This window comes from Roseivivax jejudonensis (assembly GCF_900172265.1).
Classification (GTDB): domain Bacteria; phylum Pseudomonadota; class Alphaproteobacteria; order Rhodobacterales; family Rhodobacteraceae; genus Roseivivax; species Roseivivax jejudonensis.
In genome coordinates, this window is sequence record NZ_FWFK01000006.1 from 49,112 (window position 1) to 64,967 (window position 15,856).

At 70.8% G+C, this 15,856-nt stretch carries 15 protein-coding genes; 7 read left to right on the forward strand and 8 right to left on the reverse strand.

Annotation, left to right across the window (positions count from 1 at the left end):
- Positions 1–80: 80 nt before the first annotated feature.
- From ROJ8625_RS15770 to ROJ8625_RS15780, 3 genes are read right to left on the reverse strand one after another with little or no spacing between them, the layout of a single operon-like run.
- The gene (locus ROJ8625_RS15770) at positions 81–1,244 is read right to left on the reverse strand and encodes an acyl-CoA dehydrogenase family protein (RefSeq protein WP_085792887.1); all 1,164 of its coding nucleotides are present in this window, start codon (positions 1,242–1,244) and stop codon (positions 81–83) included.
- Positions 1,244–2,044, reverse strand: a complete 801-nt coding sequence (locus tag ROJ8625_RS15775) for an enoyl-CoA hydratase family protein (protein WP_085792888.1) — start codon at positions 2,042–2,044, stop codon at positions 1,244–1,246. Before ROJ8625_RS15775 ends, ROJ8625_RS15770 begins: the two co-directional genes overlap by 1 nt.
- Entirely contained in the window at positions 2,041–2,529 is a 489-nt protein-coding gene (locus tag ROJ8625_RS15780; protein WP_234984301.1) for a MarR family winged helix-turn-helix transcriptional regulator, read from the reverse strand. Before ROJ8625_RS15780 ends, ROJ8625_RS15775 begins: the two co-directional genes overlap by 4 nt.
- A 295-nt stretch (positions 2,530–2,824) precedes the next feature.
- On the opposite strand from ROJ8625_RS15780, the gene ROJ8625_RS15785 reads away from it, so the two are divergent.
- From ROJ8625_RS15785 to ROJ8625_RS15815, 7 genes are all read left to right on the forward strand, one after another.
- On the forward strand, positions 2,825–4,021 hold the full coding sequence (locus tag ROJ8625_RS15785; RefSeq protein ID WP_085792889.1) for an ABC transporter substrate-binding protein: 1,197 nt from the start codon (positions 2,825–2,827) through the stop codon (positions 4,019–4,021).
- A gap of 25 nt (positions 4,022–4,046) precedes the next feature.
- A complete protein-coding gene (locus tag ROJ8625_RS15790) occupies positions 4,047–4,964 on the forward strand; it encodes a branched-chain amino acid ABC transporter permease (RefSeq protein WP_085792890.1) in 918 nt (305 codons plus the stop codon).
- Positions 4,964–5,959, forward strand: coding sequence for a branched-chain amino acid ABC transporter permease (locus ROJ8625_RS15795; protein WP_085792891.1), 996 nt, complete (start codon positions 4,964–4,966; stop codon positions 5,957–5,959). The genes ROJ8625_RS15790 and ROJ8625_RS15795 overlap by 1 nt, the downstream gene beginning before the upstream one ends.
- Positions 5,956–6,711, forward strand: a complete 756-nt coding sequence (locus ROJ8625_RS15800; RefSeq protein ID WP_085792892.1) for an ABC transporter ATP-binding protein — start codon at positions 5,956–5,958, stop codon at positions 6,709–6,711. Before ROJ8625_RS15795 ends, ROJ8625_RS15800 begins: the two co-directional genes overlap by 4 nt.
- A gap of 157 nt (positions 6,712–6,868) precedes the next feature.
- Complete coding sequence (locus ROJ8625_RS15805) at positions 6,869–7,555, forward strand: ABC transporter ATP-binding protein (protein WP_085792893.1); 687 nt, start codon at positions 6,869–6,871, stop codon at positions 7,553–7,555.
- 105 nt (positions 7,556–7,660) lie between these two features.
- Positions 7,661–8,116 carry a cupin domain-containing protein gene (locus ROJ8625_RS15810; RefSeq protein WP_085792894.1) on the forward strand — a complete coding sequence of 152 codons (456 nt, stop codon included), beginning with the start codon at positions 7,661–7,663 and terminating at the stop codon, positions 8,114–8,116.
- 4 nt (positions 8,117–8,120) lie between these two features.
- On the forward strand, positions 8,121–9,359 hold the full coding sequence (locus ROJ8625_RS15815; RefSeq protein WP_085792895.1) for a flavin-dependent oxidoreductase: 1,239 nt from the start codon (positions 8,121–8,123) through the stop codon (positions 9,357–9,359).
- 413 nt (positions 9,360–9,772) lie between these two features.
- Here the strand turns inward: ROJ8625_RS15815 and ROJ8625_RS15820 are convergent, their stop codons facing one another.
- The 5 genes from ROJ8625_RS15820 to ROJ8625_RS15840 all read right to left on the reverse strand — a co-directional run bounded on the left by ROJ8625_RS15820 (position 9,773) and on the right by ROJ8625_RS15840 (position 15,787).
- Positions 9,773–10,933 carry a pyridoxal phosphate-dependent aminotransferase gene (locus ROJ8625_RS15820; RefSeq protein ID WP_085792896.1) on the reverse strand — a complete coding sequence of 387 codons (1,161 nt, stop codon included), beginning with the start codon at positions 10,931–10,933 and terminating at the stop codon, positions 9,773–9,775.
- Position 10,934: 1 nt separating this feature from the next.
- Positions 10,935–11,600 (reverse strand): amino acid ABC transporter permease, encoded by a 666-nt coding sequence (locus ROJ8625_RS15825; RefSeq protein WP_085792897.1) that lies wholly within the window; start codon positions 11,598–11,600, stop codon positions 10,935–10,937.
- A gap of 122 nt (positions 11,601–11,722) precedes the next feature.
- Positions 11,723–12,499, reverse strand: a complete 777-nt coding sequence (locus ROJ8625_RS15830; RefSeq protein WP_085792898.1) for an ABC transporter substrate-binding protein — start codon at positions 12,497–12,499, stop codon at positions 11,723–11,725.
- A 253-nt stretch (positions 12,500–12,752) separates the two neighbouring features.
- Entirely contained in the window at positions 12,753–13,502 is a 750-nt protein-coding gene (locus tag ROJ8625_RS15835) for an SDR family NAD(P)-dependent oxidoreductase (protein ID WP_085792899.1), read from the reverse strand.
- Positions 13,499–15,787, reverse strand: a complete 2,289-nt coding sequence (locus ROJ8625_RS15840) for a bifunctional salicylyl-CoA 5-hydroxylase/oxidoreductase (RefSeq protein WP_085792900.1) — start codon at positions 15,785–15,787, stop codon at positions 13,499–13,501. Before ROJ8625_RS15840 ends, ROJ8625_RS15835 begins: the two co-directional genes overlap by 4 nt.
- Between the last annotated feature and the right edge of the window lie 69 nt (positions 15,788–15,856).

Below are 15,856 nucleotides of genomic sequence, written 5' to 3' on the forward strand. Positions count from 1 at the left end.
GTGAGCTCCCTGTTGCCGGCGCGGGGGCCGGATATGGATCCCGGGCGGGTTCGGCCCGCCTCGGGTCGTCTCGGGCCGCGTCAGCCGGCCGCGGCGGCGGCGTCGAGCGTCTGGCGCGCGATGATGACCTTCTGCACGTCGGAGGCGCCTTCGTAGATGCGCAGCGCGCGGATCTCGCGGTAGAGGCGCTCCACCACCGCGCCCGAGCGCACGCCGTCGCCGCCGTGCAGCTGCACCGCCGCGTCGATGACCTTCTGCGCCTCGTCGGTGGCGTGGAGCTTGGCCATCGCGGCCTCGCGGCTGACGCGGGGGGCGCCCGAATCCTTGGCCCAGGCGGCGCGGTAGACCAGGAGCGCGCTGGCATCGACGCGCAGCGCCATGTCGGCGATGTGACCCTGCACCAGCTGCAACTCGCTCAGCGGCTTGCCCTGGACCTCGCGCGCGGTGACGCGGGCGAGCGTTTCGTCGAGGGCGCGGCGGGCGAATCCGAGGCCGGCGGCGGCGACGGTGGTGCGGAACACGTCGAGCACCGACATGGCGATCTTGAAGCCCTGACCGGGCTGGCCGAGCAGGGCCGATTTCGGCAGCCGCGCGCCGTCGAAGCGCAACGTGGCGAGCGGGTGGGGGGCGATGGTGTCGAGCCGCTCGGCGATCGACAGCCCGGGCGTGTCGGCGGGTACCACGAAGGCGGAGAGCCCCCTGGCGCCGGCGCCTTCGCCGGTGCGGGCGAAGAGCGTGTAGACATCGGCGATGCCGCCGTTCGAGATCCACGTCTTTTCGCCGTCGAGCACCCAGGCGTCGCCGTCGTCGGTCGCCGTCATGGTGGAATTGGCGACGTCCGAGCCCGAGCGCGGCTCGGTCAGCGCGAAGGCCGAGATCGCCTTGCCCGCGCGGGTCAGCGGCAGCCACTCGGCCTGCTGGTCGGGCGTGCCGAAGAGCGACAGCGCGCCGGTGCCGAGGCCCTGCATGGCGAAGGCGAAGTCCATCAGCCCGTCGTGGCGGGCGAGCGTTTCGCGGCTGAGGCAGAGCGCGCGCACGTCGAGCGGGCGGGGATCGGCCGGGTCGGCCGCCGTCGCCTCGAGCCAGCCGTCGGCGCCGAGCCGCGCGACGAGATCGCGGCAGGTGGCGTCGGTGTCGTCGTGGTCGATCGGGCCGATTCCGGCCGCCCAGGCGTCGAGCAGGCGGGCGCGGTCGCGGTGGCGATCCTCCAGAAACGGCCAGTCGAGATAGGAGCGGTCGGGCATCAATCCCCCTCGAAGACGGGCTTTTCCCTGGCCACGAAGGCCTCGTAGGCGCGGGTGAAGTCGGCGGTCTGCATGCAGATCGCCTGGGCCTGCGCCTCGGCCTCGATGGCCTGCTCGAGCGACATGGACCATTCCTGGTTGAGCATGGTCTTGGTCATCATGTGCCCGAAATTGGGGCCCGCGGCGATGCGCGCGGCCATGTCCTGCGCCGTCTCCTCGAGCGCGTCGCGGTCGACGACGCGGTTCCAGAATCCCCAGGCGGCGCCTTCCTCGGCGTTCATCGCGCGGCCGGTATAGAGAAGCTCGGCGGCGCGGCCCTGGCCGATTATGCGGGGCAGCATGGCGCAGGCGCCCATGTCGCAGCCGGCGAGGCCGACGCGGGTGAACAGGAACGCGGTCTTGGCGTCGTGGCTGGCGACGCGCAGGTCGGAGGCCATCGCGACGATGGCGCCGGCGCCGACGCAGACGCCGTCGACGGCGGCGACGACGGGCGTCTGGCAGCCGATCATCGCCTTCACCAGATCGCCGGTCATGCGGGTGAAGGCCAGAAGCTCCTTCATCGACATCCGGGTCAGCGGGCCGATGATGTCGTGCACGTCGCCGCCCGAGCAGAAATTGCCGCCGTTCGAGCCGAACACGACGGCCTTGACGTCGTCGCGGTAGGGCAGGGCGCGGAACCAGTCGCGCAGCTCGGCATAGCTGTCGAAGGTCAGCGGGTTCTTGCGGTCGGGCCGGTCGAGGCGGAGCGTCGCGACGCCGTCCGCGATGTCGCAGCGGAAATGCACCGGATCGTCGCTCATGCCCCGGTCTCCCTCGGCTGGTCGTCGGTGTCGGCGTCGGCGCGGGTCACCGCGTCGAAGCGTTCGGACAGGGTGTCGGCCTCGTCCGGGCCGAAGCCGGACAGAAGCTCGGCGATCCAGGCCTCGTGCGCGGCGGCCTGGCGGGCGAACTCCTCCTGCCCGCGCTTGGTCAGGCGCACGAGCGAGGCGCGGCGGTCGCCGGGCACCTGCACGCGCACCACGTGCCCGTCCTCGGCGAGCCGGTCGACGATGCCGGTGACGTTGCCGTTGGAGACCCGCAGCACGCCCGACAGCGCGCTCATCTTCAGCCCGCCCTCGAACCGGGCGAGCGCGGCCATCACGTCGAACCGGGGCAGGGTGGTGTCGAATTCGCGGCGGAAGCGGTCGCGCAGTTCGGTCTCGACCCCGCGGGTGCACTTGAGCAATCTGAGCCAGAGCCGCAGGCGTTCCTTCGACCCCCCGTCGCCCGGCGCGGTGTCCGCGATTCGCGATCCGCGCCCGATTTCCGTCTCGCCGTAGGCCACCTGTCGCGCACTCCGTTCCGTGGTCGGTGTCGCGCAAAGGCTAGGCAGTCGCGGATTTTGTTTCAAGCAAAAAAGGTTTGAGCTTGAAATATTCGCCGGACCGGGCCACGATCGGGAAAACAGACGGTCGTCCGACGCGCACCAGACCCGGAAAGGGCTTGCGCCGGCGAGGCGATCCCGCCCTCTAATGAGGGACGAGACCGCGGCACGCGCCCGACAGAGAGCGTGGCCGCCCAGATCCAACAGGGAGACGACAATGCAGACCAAGACGACGATACTGGCGACGACCGCGCTGACCCTCGGGCTCGCCACAGGCGCCGCCGCGCAGGAGGTGCCGCCGGCGGCCGAGGACGACGTGCTGAAGATCGGCCTGATCTACACGCTGTCCGGCCCGGCCGCCGCGCTCGGGGAGCAGGCGCGCAACGGATTCATGCTCGCGGCGGAGCGGATGGGCGAGATCGGCGGGATGGAGACCGAGATCGTCGTGATCGACGACGAGCAGCGCCCCGACAAGGCCGCCGACGACGCGCGCGAGCTGGTGCAGCGCGAAGAGGTCGACTTCGTGGTCGGTCCGATCTTCTCGAACATCCTGGTGGCGATCCACCAGCCGGTGACCGAGACCGGCACGATCCTGATCTCGACAAATGCCGGCACCTCGAACTTCGCCGGGCCGGACTGCCACCCGAACTTCTTCGTCACCTCCTACCAGAACGACCAGAACCACGAGGTGATGGGCGCCTATGCCGAGCAGCAGGGCTACCAGAACGTGTTCCTGATGGCGCCGAACTACCAGGCGGGCAAGGACAGCCTCGCGGGGTTCAAGCATTCCTACACCGGCGGCGTCGCGGGCGAGGTCTTCACCGAGCTCGGGCAGCTCGACTTCTCGTCCGAACTCGCGCAGATCGCCGCGTTCCAGCCCGACGCGCTGTTCACCTTCATGCCGGGCGGCATGGGCGTGAACCTCGTCAAGCAGTACGACCAGGCGGGCCTGTCCTCGATCCCGTTCCTGTCGGCCTTCACCGTCGACGAGACGACGCTTCCGGCCACGCAGGACGCGGCCGTGGGTCTTCTGGGCGGCGCGAACTGGGCGCCGGACCTCGACAACGAGGCGAACGCGGAATTCGTGTCGGCCTATATCGAGGAATACGGCCACGTGCCGGGCACCTACGCGATGCAGGCCTACGACGCGGCGCAGCTGATCAATTCGGCCGTCTCGAAGGTCGGCGGCGACCTGACCGACCGCGACGCCCTGCGCGCGGCGCTCAAGGAGGCCGATTTCGACAGCCCGCGCGGCGACTTCTCCTTCGGGGTGAACAACTACCCGGTGCAGGACTTCTACCTCGTCGAGGCGGTCAAGCGCGAGGACGGCATGTACGGCACCTCGGCGCAGGAGAAGATCTTCGACGACTACGTCGATACCTACGCCGAGCAGTGCCAGATGGGCGCGTCCTGACCGCCCGGGCGAGGGGGATCGAGCGATGGCGAATCTCTTCGTGCTCCAGCTCCTGAACGGGGTGCAGCTCGGGGTTCTGCTGTTCCTGATCGCGGCCGGGCTGACGCTCGTCTTCGGGATCATGGACGTGGTCAACCTCGCCCACGGGGTGCTCTACATGGTGGGCGCGTATTTCGTGGCCACCTTCGCGGCGCTGACCGGCAGCTTCTGGTGGGGGCTCCTGCTGATGCTGCCGGCGGCGGTCGCGGTCGGCCTCATCCTCGAGGTCGTGGTGATCCGAAGGCTCTACGCGCGCTCGCATCTCGACCAGGTGCTGGCGACGTTCGGGCTGGTGATGATCGCCAACGAGACGGTCAAGATCGTCTGGGGCGTGTCGCCCCTGTCGGTGCCGATGCCCGAGATCCTGTCGGGATCGGTGCCGCTGATGGGCCCGCTGCAATACCCGGTCTACCGCATCGCGATCATCATCGCGGGGCTCGCGGTGGCGGGCGGGCTCTACCTCGTCATCAACCACACGCGGATCGGCATGCTGCTGCGCGCCGGGGCGACCAACCGGATGATGGTCTCGGCGCTCGGCATCGACATCGGCAAGCTCTTCGCGATGGTCTTCACCCTGGGCGCGGTGCTCGCCTGCTTTGCCGGCGCGCTGGTGGCGCCGATCCTGTCGGTCGATACCGGCATGGGCGAGAGCGTGCTGATCCTGACCTTCGTGGTCGTCGTCATCGGCGGCATCGGCTCGATCAAGGGGGCGTTCCTCGGTGCGCTGCTCGTGGCGATCGTCGACACGCTCGGCGGCGTGTTCGGCCCGATCCTCCTGCGCGAGGTGCTCGACCCCTCGGCGGCGGGGCAGGCGGGGCGGATGCTGGCGCCGATGCTCGTCTACATCCTGATGGCGGCGATCCTGTTCGCCCGGCCCGCCGGGCTCTTCGGGGGGCGCGCCTGATGGCCGAGACCACCGCCCCCGCTGCCGCGCGGCCGGCCCGTGCCGCCGCGCTCGCGCCCCGGGTCAAGGCGGCGCTGGTTCTGTTCGTGCTCTTCGCGCTGGTGCCGCCGGTGGTGATCGCGCTGGACGATCCGTTCCTGATCCTGATCGCCACGCGCATCCTCGCCTACGCGATCGCGGCGATGGCGCTCGACCTGATCCTCGGCTACGGCGCGATGGTGTCGTTCGGCCACGCCGCCTATCTCGGCTTCGGCACCTACGCGGTGGCGATCCTGTCGAGCTACGGGGTGAGCGACCTCCTGCTGCAGATGCTCGGCGCGATCCTCGTCTCGGCGCTCTTCGCGCTGGTGACCGGGGCGATCTCGCTGCGCACGCGGGGGGTCTATTTCATCATGATCACGCTTGCCTTCGGGCAGATGGCGTTCTTCTTCTTCATCTCGCTCTCGGCCTATGGCGGCGACGACGGCTACGGACTGTCGCAGCGCTCCACGCTCTTCGGCAGCCGCGTTCTCGAAAACGACGTGACGCTCTACTACGTCACGCTCGCGGTGCTGGTCGGGCTCTTCGCGCTCTGCCACCGGATTGTCGGATCGCGCTTCGGCCGGGTGCTGACCGGCATCCGCGAGAACCCGGTGCGGATGGAGGCGATCGGCTTCTCGCCGTTCCGCTACCAGCTCACCGCCTTCGTGATCTCGGGCTGCATGACCAGCGTGGCGGGCGTGCTCCTGGCCAACCAGGCGGAGTTCGTGTCGCCCGCCTTCATGTCCTGGCACCGCTCGGGCGAACTGATCGTGATGGTCGTGCTGGGCGGCATCGGCACGCTCACCGGCGCCATCGGCGGCGCGGTGGCCGCGCTCCTGCTCGAGGAGGTGCTCGGCATGATGACCGAGCACTGGCGGCTCTGGTTCGGCGTCTTCCTCGTGCTGATGGTGCTCTTCAGCCCGCGCGGCATCACCGGGCTGGTGGCGCAGCTGCGGGGGAGGGACGGCGCATGAGCCGGCTCGAGATCGACCACCTCGACAAGAGCTTCGGCGCGCTGCGCGTCACCGAAGACGTGTCGCTCACCGCCGAGCCCGGCGAGATCCACGCCATCATCGGCCCCAACGGCGCCGGCAAGACCACGCTGATCGCGCAGATCTCGGGCCAGCTGCGGCCCGATTCCGGCGCGATCCGCCTCGACGGGCGCGACATCACCCGCACCTCGATGCCCGAGCGCGTGCATCTGGGCCTCGCCCGCAGCTTCCAGATCACCCAGACGCTGCCCGGCTTCACCGTGCTCGAGAACGCCGCGCTGGCGGTGCAGGCGCGGCACGGCTCCTCGTTCCGGTTCTGGGCGCCGGTGGCGTCCGAGGCCGCGCTCAACGATGCGGCGATGCGCGCGCTCGACGCCGCCGGGCTGGCCGACCGCGCGGGGGCGCGCGCCAGCGCCCTCAGCCACGGCGAACACCGCCGGCTGGAGCTGGCCTGCGCGCTCGCCACCGAGCCCGGTGTCCTGCTGCTCGACGAGCCGCTGGCCGGCGTCGGCGGCGAGGATGCCGACGCCTTCGTCGCCGCGCTGCGCGCCATGAAGGGCCGCTTCACCATGCTGCTGATCGAGCACGACATGGACGCGGTCTTCCGTCTCGCCGACAGGGTGTCGGTGCTGGTCTACGGCCGCATCATCGCCACCGGCACCCCGGCCGAGATCCGCGCCGACGCCCAGGTCCGCGCCGCCTATCTCGGCGAGGAAGAGGAGGACGCCGCATGACCCGCCTCCGCCGCCGCCGCCTGCCACCGGCGCCCACGGCCGCGAACCGCCCCGCAGCGTCGCCGCGGCCCGAACACGCCGACCGGGGGCCCCACAGGGTCACGCCGCGCCGGGCCGCGGCCTCATGCCCGCCGCGCCAAGACGGGACACGCGCCCCATGCTGAGCGTCGAGCACCTCGAGGCCGCCTACGGCGAAAGCCGCATCCTCTTCGGCATCGACCTCGCCGTCGCCGACGGCGAGGTGGTCACGCTGCTCGGCCGCAACGGCATGGGCAAGACCACCACGGTGAAGTCGATTTTCGGCCTGCTGAAGCCGCGCGCCGGCCGGGTCAGTGTCGACGGCGCCGACCTCACCGGGGCCGATCCGCACCGCGTGGCGCAGGCCGGGCTCGGGCTCGTGCCCGAGGGACGGCAGGTCTTTCCCACCCTCAGCGTCGAGGAGAACCTGCGCGCCACCGCGCGGCCCGGAAAATGGGACCTCGCGAAGATCTACGCGCTCTTTCCCCGGCTCGCCGAGCGGCGCCGCAACATGGGCACCCAGCTCTCGGGCGGCGAGCAGCAGATGCTGGCGATCGGCCGGGCGCTGATGACCAACCCGCGGCTCATCGTGCTCGACGAGGCGACCGAGGGGCTGGCCCCGCTCATCCGCGCCGACATCTGGGCCTGCCTCGCGCGGCTCAAGGCCGAGGGCGAGGCGATCCTGGTGATCGACAAGAACGTCGACGCGCTGACCCGCTTCGCCGACCGCCACGTGGTCATCGAGAAGGGCCGGGTGGTCTGGACCGGCACCACCGCCGAGATCCTCGCCACCCCCGAGGTGAAGGACCGCTTCCTGCATGTCTGACCGCCGCCCGCCCGCGCGCCCCGGCGCGCCTTCTTCTTGGCAGAAATACTCCCGCCGGAGGCGCCCGGCCATCCCGCGCCCCGGCCCGATCGAAAGGACCGCCCCATGACCATGCTGCCCGGCGTCACCAAGTCCCACGCGGGTGTCGACGACGTCACCTGGAACATCCTCGGCCAGACCTACGTGCCGAAACAGCATTCCGAGGCGTCGATGGCCTGGCACGCGACGCTGCCCAAGGGCACCTTCGTGCCGCCGCACATCCACCCCACGCAGGACGAGTTCATCTACGTGCTGGAGGGCCGGTTCGACCTGCTCTTGAACGGGGTCGAGGCCTATGCCGAACCCGGCGACCTGATCCGGCTGCCGATGGGCATCCCGCACGGGATCTTCAACAAGACCGACACCACCATCAAGTGCCTGTTCTGGGTGGCGCCGTCGCGGCGTCTCTACGACCTGTTCTGGGCGCTGCACAATCTCGGGCCGGACGCCAACCCCGCCGACGTGGTCGCGGTGTCGGCCGAGCACGAGGTCGATTTCCTGCCGCCGCCCGAGGAGGGCTGAGCCCATGACCGTCCTGATCGCGGGCGCGGGGATCGGCGGGCTGACCACGGCCCTGATGCTGCACGCGCGCGGCGTGCCCTGCGTCCTCCACGAGGCCGCGCGCGAGGTGCGCGAGGTCGGCGTCGGCATCAACGTGCTGCCGCACGCGATCCGCGAGCTCTCCGCGCTGGGGCTCCTGCCGGCGCTCGACAAGGTCGGCGTGCGCACCCGGCGGCTCGCCTATCTCACCCGGCAGGGGCAGGAGGTCTGGTCCGAGCTGCGCGGCATGCATGCCGGCCACGAGGTGCCGCAATTCTCGATCCACCGCGGGCGCCTGCAAAAGGCGCTCCACGACGCGGTGATCGCGCGGCTCGGCCCCGACGCGGTGCGCACCGGCCGGCGCCTCGCGGGCTTCGTGCAGGACGAGGGCGGGGTCACCGCCCATTACACCGACGCCGTCGAGGGCGGCGCCGGCGAGACGCTGCGCGGGTCGGTCCTCGTGTGCGCCGACGGCATCCACTCCGCCGGGCGGCGGGTGTTCTATCCCGGCGAGGGGCCGCCCTCGTGGCAGGGCGTGGTGATGTGGCGCGGCGCCGCCGACTGGCCGGTCTGGCGGGACGGCGAGAGCATGGCGATCGGCGGCGGGCTCGGCGGCAAGGTCGTGCTCTACCCGATCGCGCCGCCCGCGGGAAAGACGCAGCTGATGAACTGGGTGGTGAACGTGCGGATCAAGGATCCGGCCGTGTCCGTGCCGCCGCCCGACAGCTGGTCGCGGCAGGCGCCCTTGTCGAAGGTGCTGCCGCACGCGCTGCGCTTCTCTGTGCCGGGCATCGACATCGGCGCGCTCGTCCGCGCGACGCCGGCGATCTACGAGTACCCGATGGCCGACCGCGACCCGCTGCCGCGCTGGACCTTCGGGCGGGTGACGCTGCTCGGCGACGCGGCGCACCCGATGTACCCGGTCGGCTCCAACGGCGCGAGCCAGGCGATCCTCGACGCGCGCTGCCTCGCCGACGCGCTCGCCCGGGCCGAACATCCCCGCGCCGCGCTCTGGGTCTACGAGAAGGAACGCCTGCCGCTCACCGCCGAGGTCGTGCGCACCAACCGCCGCGGCGGCCCCGAGCGGGTGATCGACGAGGTGGAGAAACTGGCGCCCGCCGGCTTCCGCGACATCGACGCCGTCCTGAGCCACGCCGACCGCAAGGCGATCGTCGGCGGCTACGCCGCGATGGCCGGGTTCTCGCAGGTCCGCAAGGCGGGGTAGGGCGGTCGAGCCCCGGCGCGTGGGCCGGCGCAGGTCTTGCGCCCGGACGGCGCAGGGCCGGGACGGGCGGCCGAGCGCCGGAGTGGGGGCCAGCCCCCACACCCCCGGAGTATTTGAACCAAGAAGAAGGCGGGTCGGGCGCCGCGGTGTTCGGGGGGGCGTATCCGGGCAGGGCGGATCCGGGGTCGGGGGTGGCGGTGCCAATGGCCGACCTTCGGCCCTGGGGGCTGGCGCCTCGTCCGCGAAGGTCCGGGCGACGGGTCGGGCACTGGCCGCGGCGCGGTGTGCGATACCGGTGCGCGCCGGACGGCGTGGTGGGGTCCGGACCAGGGGGGGCCGGGTGCGGTGCCGGGGCGGCCCGGGCGGCCCTGGCTGTCTGGGGCGGCGGTTTCTGGTGGTGGCGGGGCGGCGTCTCAGAGAGCGTTGAGAAAGCGGCTCATGCGGGTCATCGCCGCGTCGAGCGTGTCGAGATCGGCGGCGCCGAAGCAGATGCGCAGGCGGCCCTCGCCCGGGGGGCCGTAGAAGCTGCCGGCCTCGACGGCGACGCCGGCCTCGTCCATCAGCCGTTCGGCGAAGCGGCGCGCGCTCAGCCCGGTGGCGGAGATGTCAGGCCAGGCGTAGATGGTGCCCTCGGGCGCGGGGCAGGTGATGCCGGGCATCTGGTTCAGCCGCGCGACCACGAGGTCGCGGCGCGCGCGATCGTCCGCGACCATCGCCGCGAGCACCTCGGGCGGGCCCTCGAGCGCGGCGAGCGCGCCGTACTGGATGAAGGTGTTGACGTGGGTGACCTCGGAGGTGGTGATCTTCATCAGCCCGGGCATCAGCGCCGCGTCGCAGGCGAGCCAGCCGAGCCGCCAGCCGTCCATCGCGTAGGCCTTGGTGAAGGCCGACATGGTGATCGTGCGCTCGCGCATGCCCGGCAGCGCGGCGATCGGGACGTGCCGGGCGCCGTCGTAGACGATGCGGTCGTAGACCTCGTCGGAGAGCACCAGGAGGTCGTGTTCCACCGCGAGATCGGCCAGCACCGCAAGCTCGTCGCGGCTGTAGACGCGGCCCGTCGGGTTGCACGGATTGACCAGCGCGACGAGCTTCGTGCGCGGCGTGATGCGTGCCTCGATCAGGTCGCGGCGGATGGCGTAGCCGTCCGCCGCGTCGAGCGGGGCGAAGACCGGCGTGGCGCCGGCCATCTCGATCTTGCCGATGTGCTGGGGATAGTGCGGCGAGAGCAGGATCGCCTCGTCGCCCGGATCGAGAAAGGCGGTGAAGGCGGCGTAGCTCGCCTGCGTCAGCCCGTTGGTGACCAGCACCTCGCCGGCGCCGTAGTCGAGCCCGTCGCCGGCCATGCGCGCGGCCAGCGCGGCGCGCAGCTCGGGCAGGCCCTGCAGGTCGGAATAGTGGACGTGGCCGGCGCGCAGCGCGGCGATCGTCGCCTCCTTGATGTGGGCCGGCGTGTCCTCGATCGGGCGGCCGAGCTCGAGATGGATCAGGTCGTCGCGGCCGCTGGCGAGGGCGCGGGCGACCATGCCGAAATCCTTCGGCGAGGTGTCGGTGATGCGGCGGGCGAAGCGGGGCATGTCAGGCGTGCCGGTAGCGGTTTTCGAAATACGACACGAGCCGCACCGCCGGCAGCAGGAAGATCAGGTACATGATCGCGGCGGCGATGAGCGGCGAGGGGTTCGCGGTCAGCGCCTGCGCGTCGGTCGCCTGTTTCAGCAGGTCGGGCATCGCCACCACCGAGGCGAGCGAGGTGTCCTTGGCGATGGCGACCGAGTTCGAGGTGTGCGGCGGGATCGCGATCTTGAGCGCCTGCGGCAGGATCACCTTCCAGATGGTCACGCGGAACGGCAGGCCGAGCGCCTCGGCGGCCTCCATCTGGCCCTTGGGGATCGCCTCGATGCCGGCGCGGAAGACCTCGGCGGTGAACGACGAGAACACCAGCCCGAGCGCCACGACGGCGGCGAGGAACGACGACAGCCGGATCCCCATGAAGGGCAGGGCGTAGTAGACCAGCACCAGCAGCACGAGGATCGGGATCGCGCGGAAGACGTCGATATAGGCGATGGCGAGCCAGCGCAGCGGCTTCGGCGCGTAGAGCCGGACGAGGCAGATCAGCACGCCGACCACGCCGCCGCCGGCGATGGTGGTGAAGGCCAGCGCGAGCGTGTTGCCGATGCCCTTCACCAGCATCGGCCAGACGCGGATCATCACGTCGAGATTGAGGAAGGTCTCGAAGAAGTTCATGCGGTGTCCGGGTCATGTGGGGCAGGCGGCGCGGCCCGGGACGGGCCGGCGCGATGTCGTCTCGGGGGTCCGGGGCCGGGCGGCGCGGGCCCCGGGGGGTGGGCCCGCGCCGCCCCGCGCGGTCAGCTGCCGGGGATCGGCAGGACCGTCAGGGTGGAGGTGCCCTCCGCCGGCTCGGACCCGAGCCAGGTGCGGTAGAGCTCGGCCATGGTGCCGTCCTCCTTGATCGCGGTGATCGCGTCGTTGACCGGGCCGAGAAGCTCGGAGCCCTTGGGCATCATGATCGCGAACTGCTCGCCGGTCTGGATCCGCGCCGAGACGCGCAGGGCCGGCATCTGCTCGGCCGCGAACTCGAAGCCGAGGATGTCGCCGATGCCGCCGGCCACCCGGCCGTTGGCGACGTCGAGCAGCAGGTTCTGCTGGGTGGTGTAGGAGCGGTAGTCGCCGAAGCCGTAGGTCTCGGACTGTTCGGAGATCCACACCTCGCCGGTGGAGCTGGCGATGGCACCGACCGGCCGGCCGGCGAGATCGTCGGGGGTGGTCACGTCGTCCTGCGCGGTGACGAGGCCGAGATCGCTGTCGTAGTAGGGCTGGGTGAAGGCCTGGTTGGCGAGGCGCTCGTCGGTGATGGTGATGGTGGAGATCGCCATGTCGATCCGGCCCGAGGAGGTCGCCGCGAAGAGCGCCTGGAAGCCGAGATCCTGGATGTTGAGCTCGCGCCCGAGGCGGTCGGCGATCTCGCGCACGAGATCGACCTCGAAGCCTTCGAACTCGCTCTGCTCGTTCTTGAACTCCCAGGGCGGGTTCGACGGGTAGGCGCCGACCTCGAGCGTCTGCGCGGCGGCCGGCGCGGCGAGGAGCGCGGCCGCGAGCAGGCCGGAGATGAAACGCAACTTCATGTTTTTCGTCCTTCCTGTTGGAAACGGCCGGGTTGGGCCCGGCTCCTGTGGCGCAGCTTAGCCAGACCTTGCGCGCCGCGGCCAGAGCGATTTCGCGGCACGGAGAATAAATATGCGTTTGCAGGCAAATCGGTGCCGAAGGCCGCACCGGGGGCCGCGCGGTCGGCGGGCGCCGGCGCGTGCCGGCGGGCGCCGCGCCGGGGCAGCGGCGCGGCGGCGTCGCGCGGTGCGGCGCCGGGCCGGGGGCCCGCGCTCATACCTCGCCGCCGGCGATCGGGACGGCCTGCCCGGTGATGCCCTCGGAGCCCGGGCCGCAGAGCCAGAGCAGCGCGGCGGTGACCTCTTCGGGGCGGATCAGGCGGCGCTGCGGGCTCATCCGTTCGAGGCTGCCGCGCGCCTCCTCGGGGGTCATGCCGGTCTTTTCGGCGATGTTGGCGACCGAGCGGTCGGTCATCTCGGTGTCGAGAAAGCCGGGGCAGAGCGCGTTGACGGTGATGCCGCTGCGCGCAAGCTCGAGCGCGGTGGATTTCACCAGCCCGACGACGCCGTGCTTGGCCGCGGCGTAGGCGGGCACGTAGGCGTAGCCCTTGAGCCCGGCGGTGGAGGCGACGGCGACGAGGCGGCCCCAGTCGGCGCCCTTGAGCCGCGCCGCGCCCTCGCGCAGCGTCAGGAAGGCGCCGGTGAGGTTCACGTCGATCATCTGCTGCCAGGTGGCGAGGTTGGTCTTGGCCAGCGGCGCGCTGACCGAGGCGCCGGCATTGGCGACGACGATGTCGCAGGCGCCGGTGAAGTCGAACATCGCCTGCACCGCGGTTTCGTCGGTGACGTCGACCTCGACCGCGTGCAGGCGGTCGTCGGTGGCCGCGAGCGCCTCGAGCGGTTCGGCCCGGCGGCCGGCGATCCAGACCGTCGCGCCGGCGGCGGCGAGCCCGCGGGCGAGGTCGGCGCCGAGCCCGGCGCCGCCGCCGGTGACGAGCGCGGTGCGTCCGGTCAGGTCGGTCATACGCGGATCCCCAGGCCCTCGCCGCGCTCGGCCAGGCGGCGCATCTGGTCGCGGCCGGGCAGGTAGGGCGCGGGCCACGCGGTGTCGTCGTCGCCGAGCGCCGCGGCGGCGTGCAGCGTCCAGTAGGGATCGGCGAGGTGCGGCCGCGCGAGGCAGACGAGATCGGCGCGGCCCGCCATCAGGATGGAATTGACGTGATCGGGTTCGTAGATGTTGCCGACCGCCATGGTGGGGATGCCCTTGTCGTTGCGGATGCGGTCCGAGAACGGGGTCTGGAACATGCGGCCGTAGACGGGTTTCGCCTCCACGCTGGTCTGGCCGGCGGAGACGTCGACGATGTCGACGCCGGCGTCGCGGAACATCTGCGCGATCTCGACGGCCTCCTCGCCCTCGACGCCGCGGTCGCCGACCCAGTCGGTCGCGGAGATCCGCACCGACATCGGTTTGTCCTCGGGCCAGACGGCGCGCATGGCGCGGAACACCTCGAGCGGGTAGCGCATCCGGTTCTCGAGCGTGCCGCCGTATTCGTCCTCGCGCACGTTGGAGATGGGCGAGATGAACGACGACAGCAGGTAGCCGTGGGCGGCGTGCAGCTCGATCATGTCGAAGCCCGCGCGATCGGCCATCTCGGCGGCCTTCACGAACTGGTCCGTCACCGCGTCCATGTCGGCGCGGTCCAGTTCCCTGGGTGGCTCGTGGCCTGCGTCCCACGGGATCGGCGAGGCCGACAGGGTCGGCCAGTTGCCCTCCTTGAGAGGGGCGTCCATCTCCTCCCACCCGAGCTGGGTCGAGCCCTTGCGGCCGGAATGGCCGATCTGCATGCAGAGCTTGGCATCCGTTTCGGCGTGCACGAAGTCGCACAGGCGTTTCCATTGCGCCTCGTGCTCGGGGGCGTAGAGGCCCGGGCAGCCGGGAGTGATGCGGCCCTCGGGCGAGACGCAGGTCATCTCGATGTAGACGAGGCCGGCGCCGCCCTTGGCGCGCTCGGCGTAGTGCGAGAAGTGCCAGTCGGTCGGGCAGCCGTCGACGGCCTTGTACTGCGCCATCGGCGAGACGACGACGCGGTTCTTGAGGCGCATGTCGCGCAGCTGGAACGGCGCGAACATCGGCGCGCGGTGCACGCCGTTGGCACCGGCCTGCGCCTGGAACCACTCCTCGGCCGAGCGCAGCCAGTCGGCGTCGCGCAGGCGCAGGTTCTCGTGGCTGATCCGCTGCGACCGGGTGAGCAGCGAGTAGTTGAACTGCACCGGGTCGAGATGGAGGTAGCGCTCCACCTCCTCGAACCACTCGGTCGAGTTGCGGGCCGCCGATTGCAGGCGCAGCACGTCGAGGCGCCGCTCCTCCTGGTAGGTCTCGAAGGCCTTTTCCAGCGAGGGCTCCTTCGTCACGAGCTCGGCCAGCGCGATGGCCGATTCCAGGGCGAGCTTGGTGCCCGAGCCGATGGAGAAGTGCGCGGTGGCCGAGGAATCGCCCAGAAGGACGACGTTCTCGTGGTGCCATTTCTCGCATAGCACGCGGTTGAAGTTGAGCCACGCCGAGCCGCGCAGGTGCTTCATGTTCGACATCAGCGGGTGGCCGTCGAGGTGATCGGCGAAGATCCTTTCGCACAGCGCGATCATCTCGTCCTGGCCCATCGTGTCGAAGCCGAGCCCGCGCCACGTGTCCTCGGCGCATTCGACGATGAACGTCGCGGTGTCGGCGTCGAACTGGTAGGCGTGCGCCCAGATCCAGCCGGCCTCGGTCTTCTTGAAGATGAAGGTGAAGGCGTCGTCGAACTTCGCGTGGGTGCCGAGCCAGACGAACTTGCAGGCGCGGGTGTCGATCTCGGGGCGGAAGGCGTGCTCGAAATGCTTGCGGGTCTTGGAATTGATGCCGTCGGCGGCGACCACGAGATCGTAGTCGCGGGTGAGCGCGTCGATGTCGTCGACCTCGGTCTCGAACCGCAGGTCGACACCGAGCTCGCGCGCGCGCTCCTGCAGCAGGAGCAGCATCGTCTTGCGGCCAAGGCCGCAGAAGCCGTGGCCGGTCGAGGTGATCTCGACGTCTTCCTTCACGACCTTGATGTCGTCCCAGTAGGCGAAGTGGTCCCGGATCAGGCGGGCGCTCTTGGGATCGTTGCGTTCGAGGTTGTCGAGCGTCTCGTCCGACAGCACCACGCCCCAGCCGAACGTGTCGTCGGCGCGGTTGCGCTCGATCACCGTGACCTCGGAGTCGGGATCGCGAAGCTTGAGGCTGATGGCGAAGTAGAGGCCGGCCGGGCCGCCCCCGAGACAGACGGTCTTCATCGCGCTTCCTCCTCTGCGAAGCTGTGCCTTGGCCGCGAATGTCACATCGCGGGACATTCATTTCAAGCC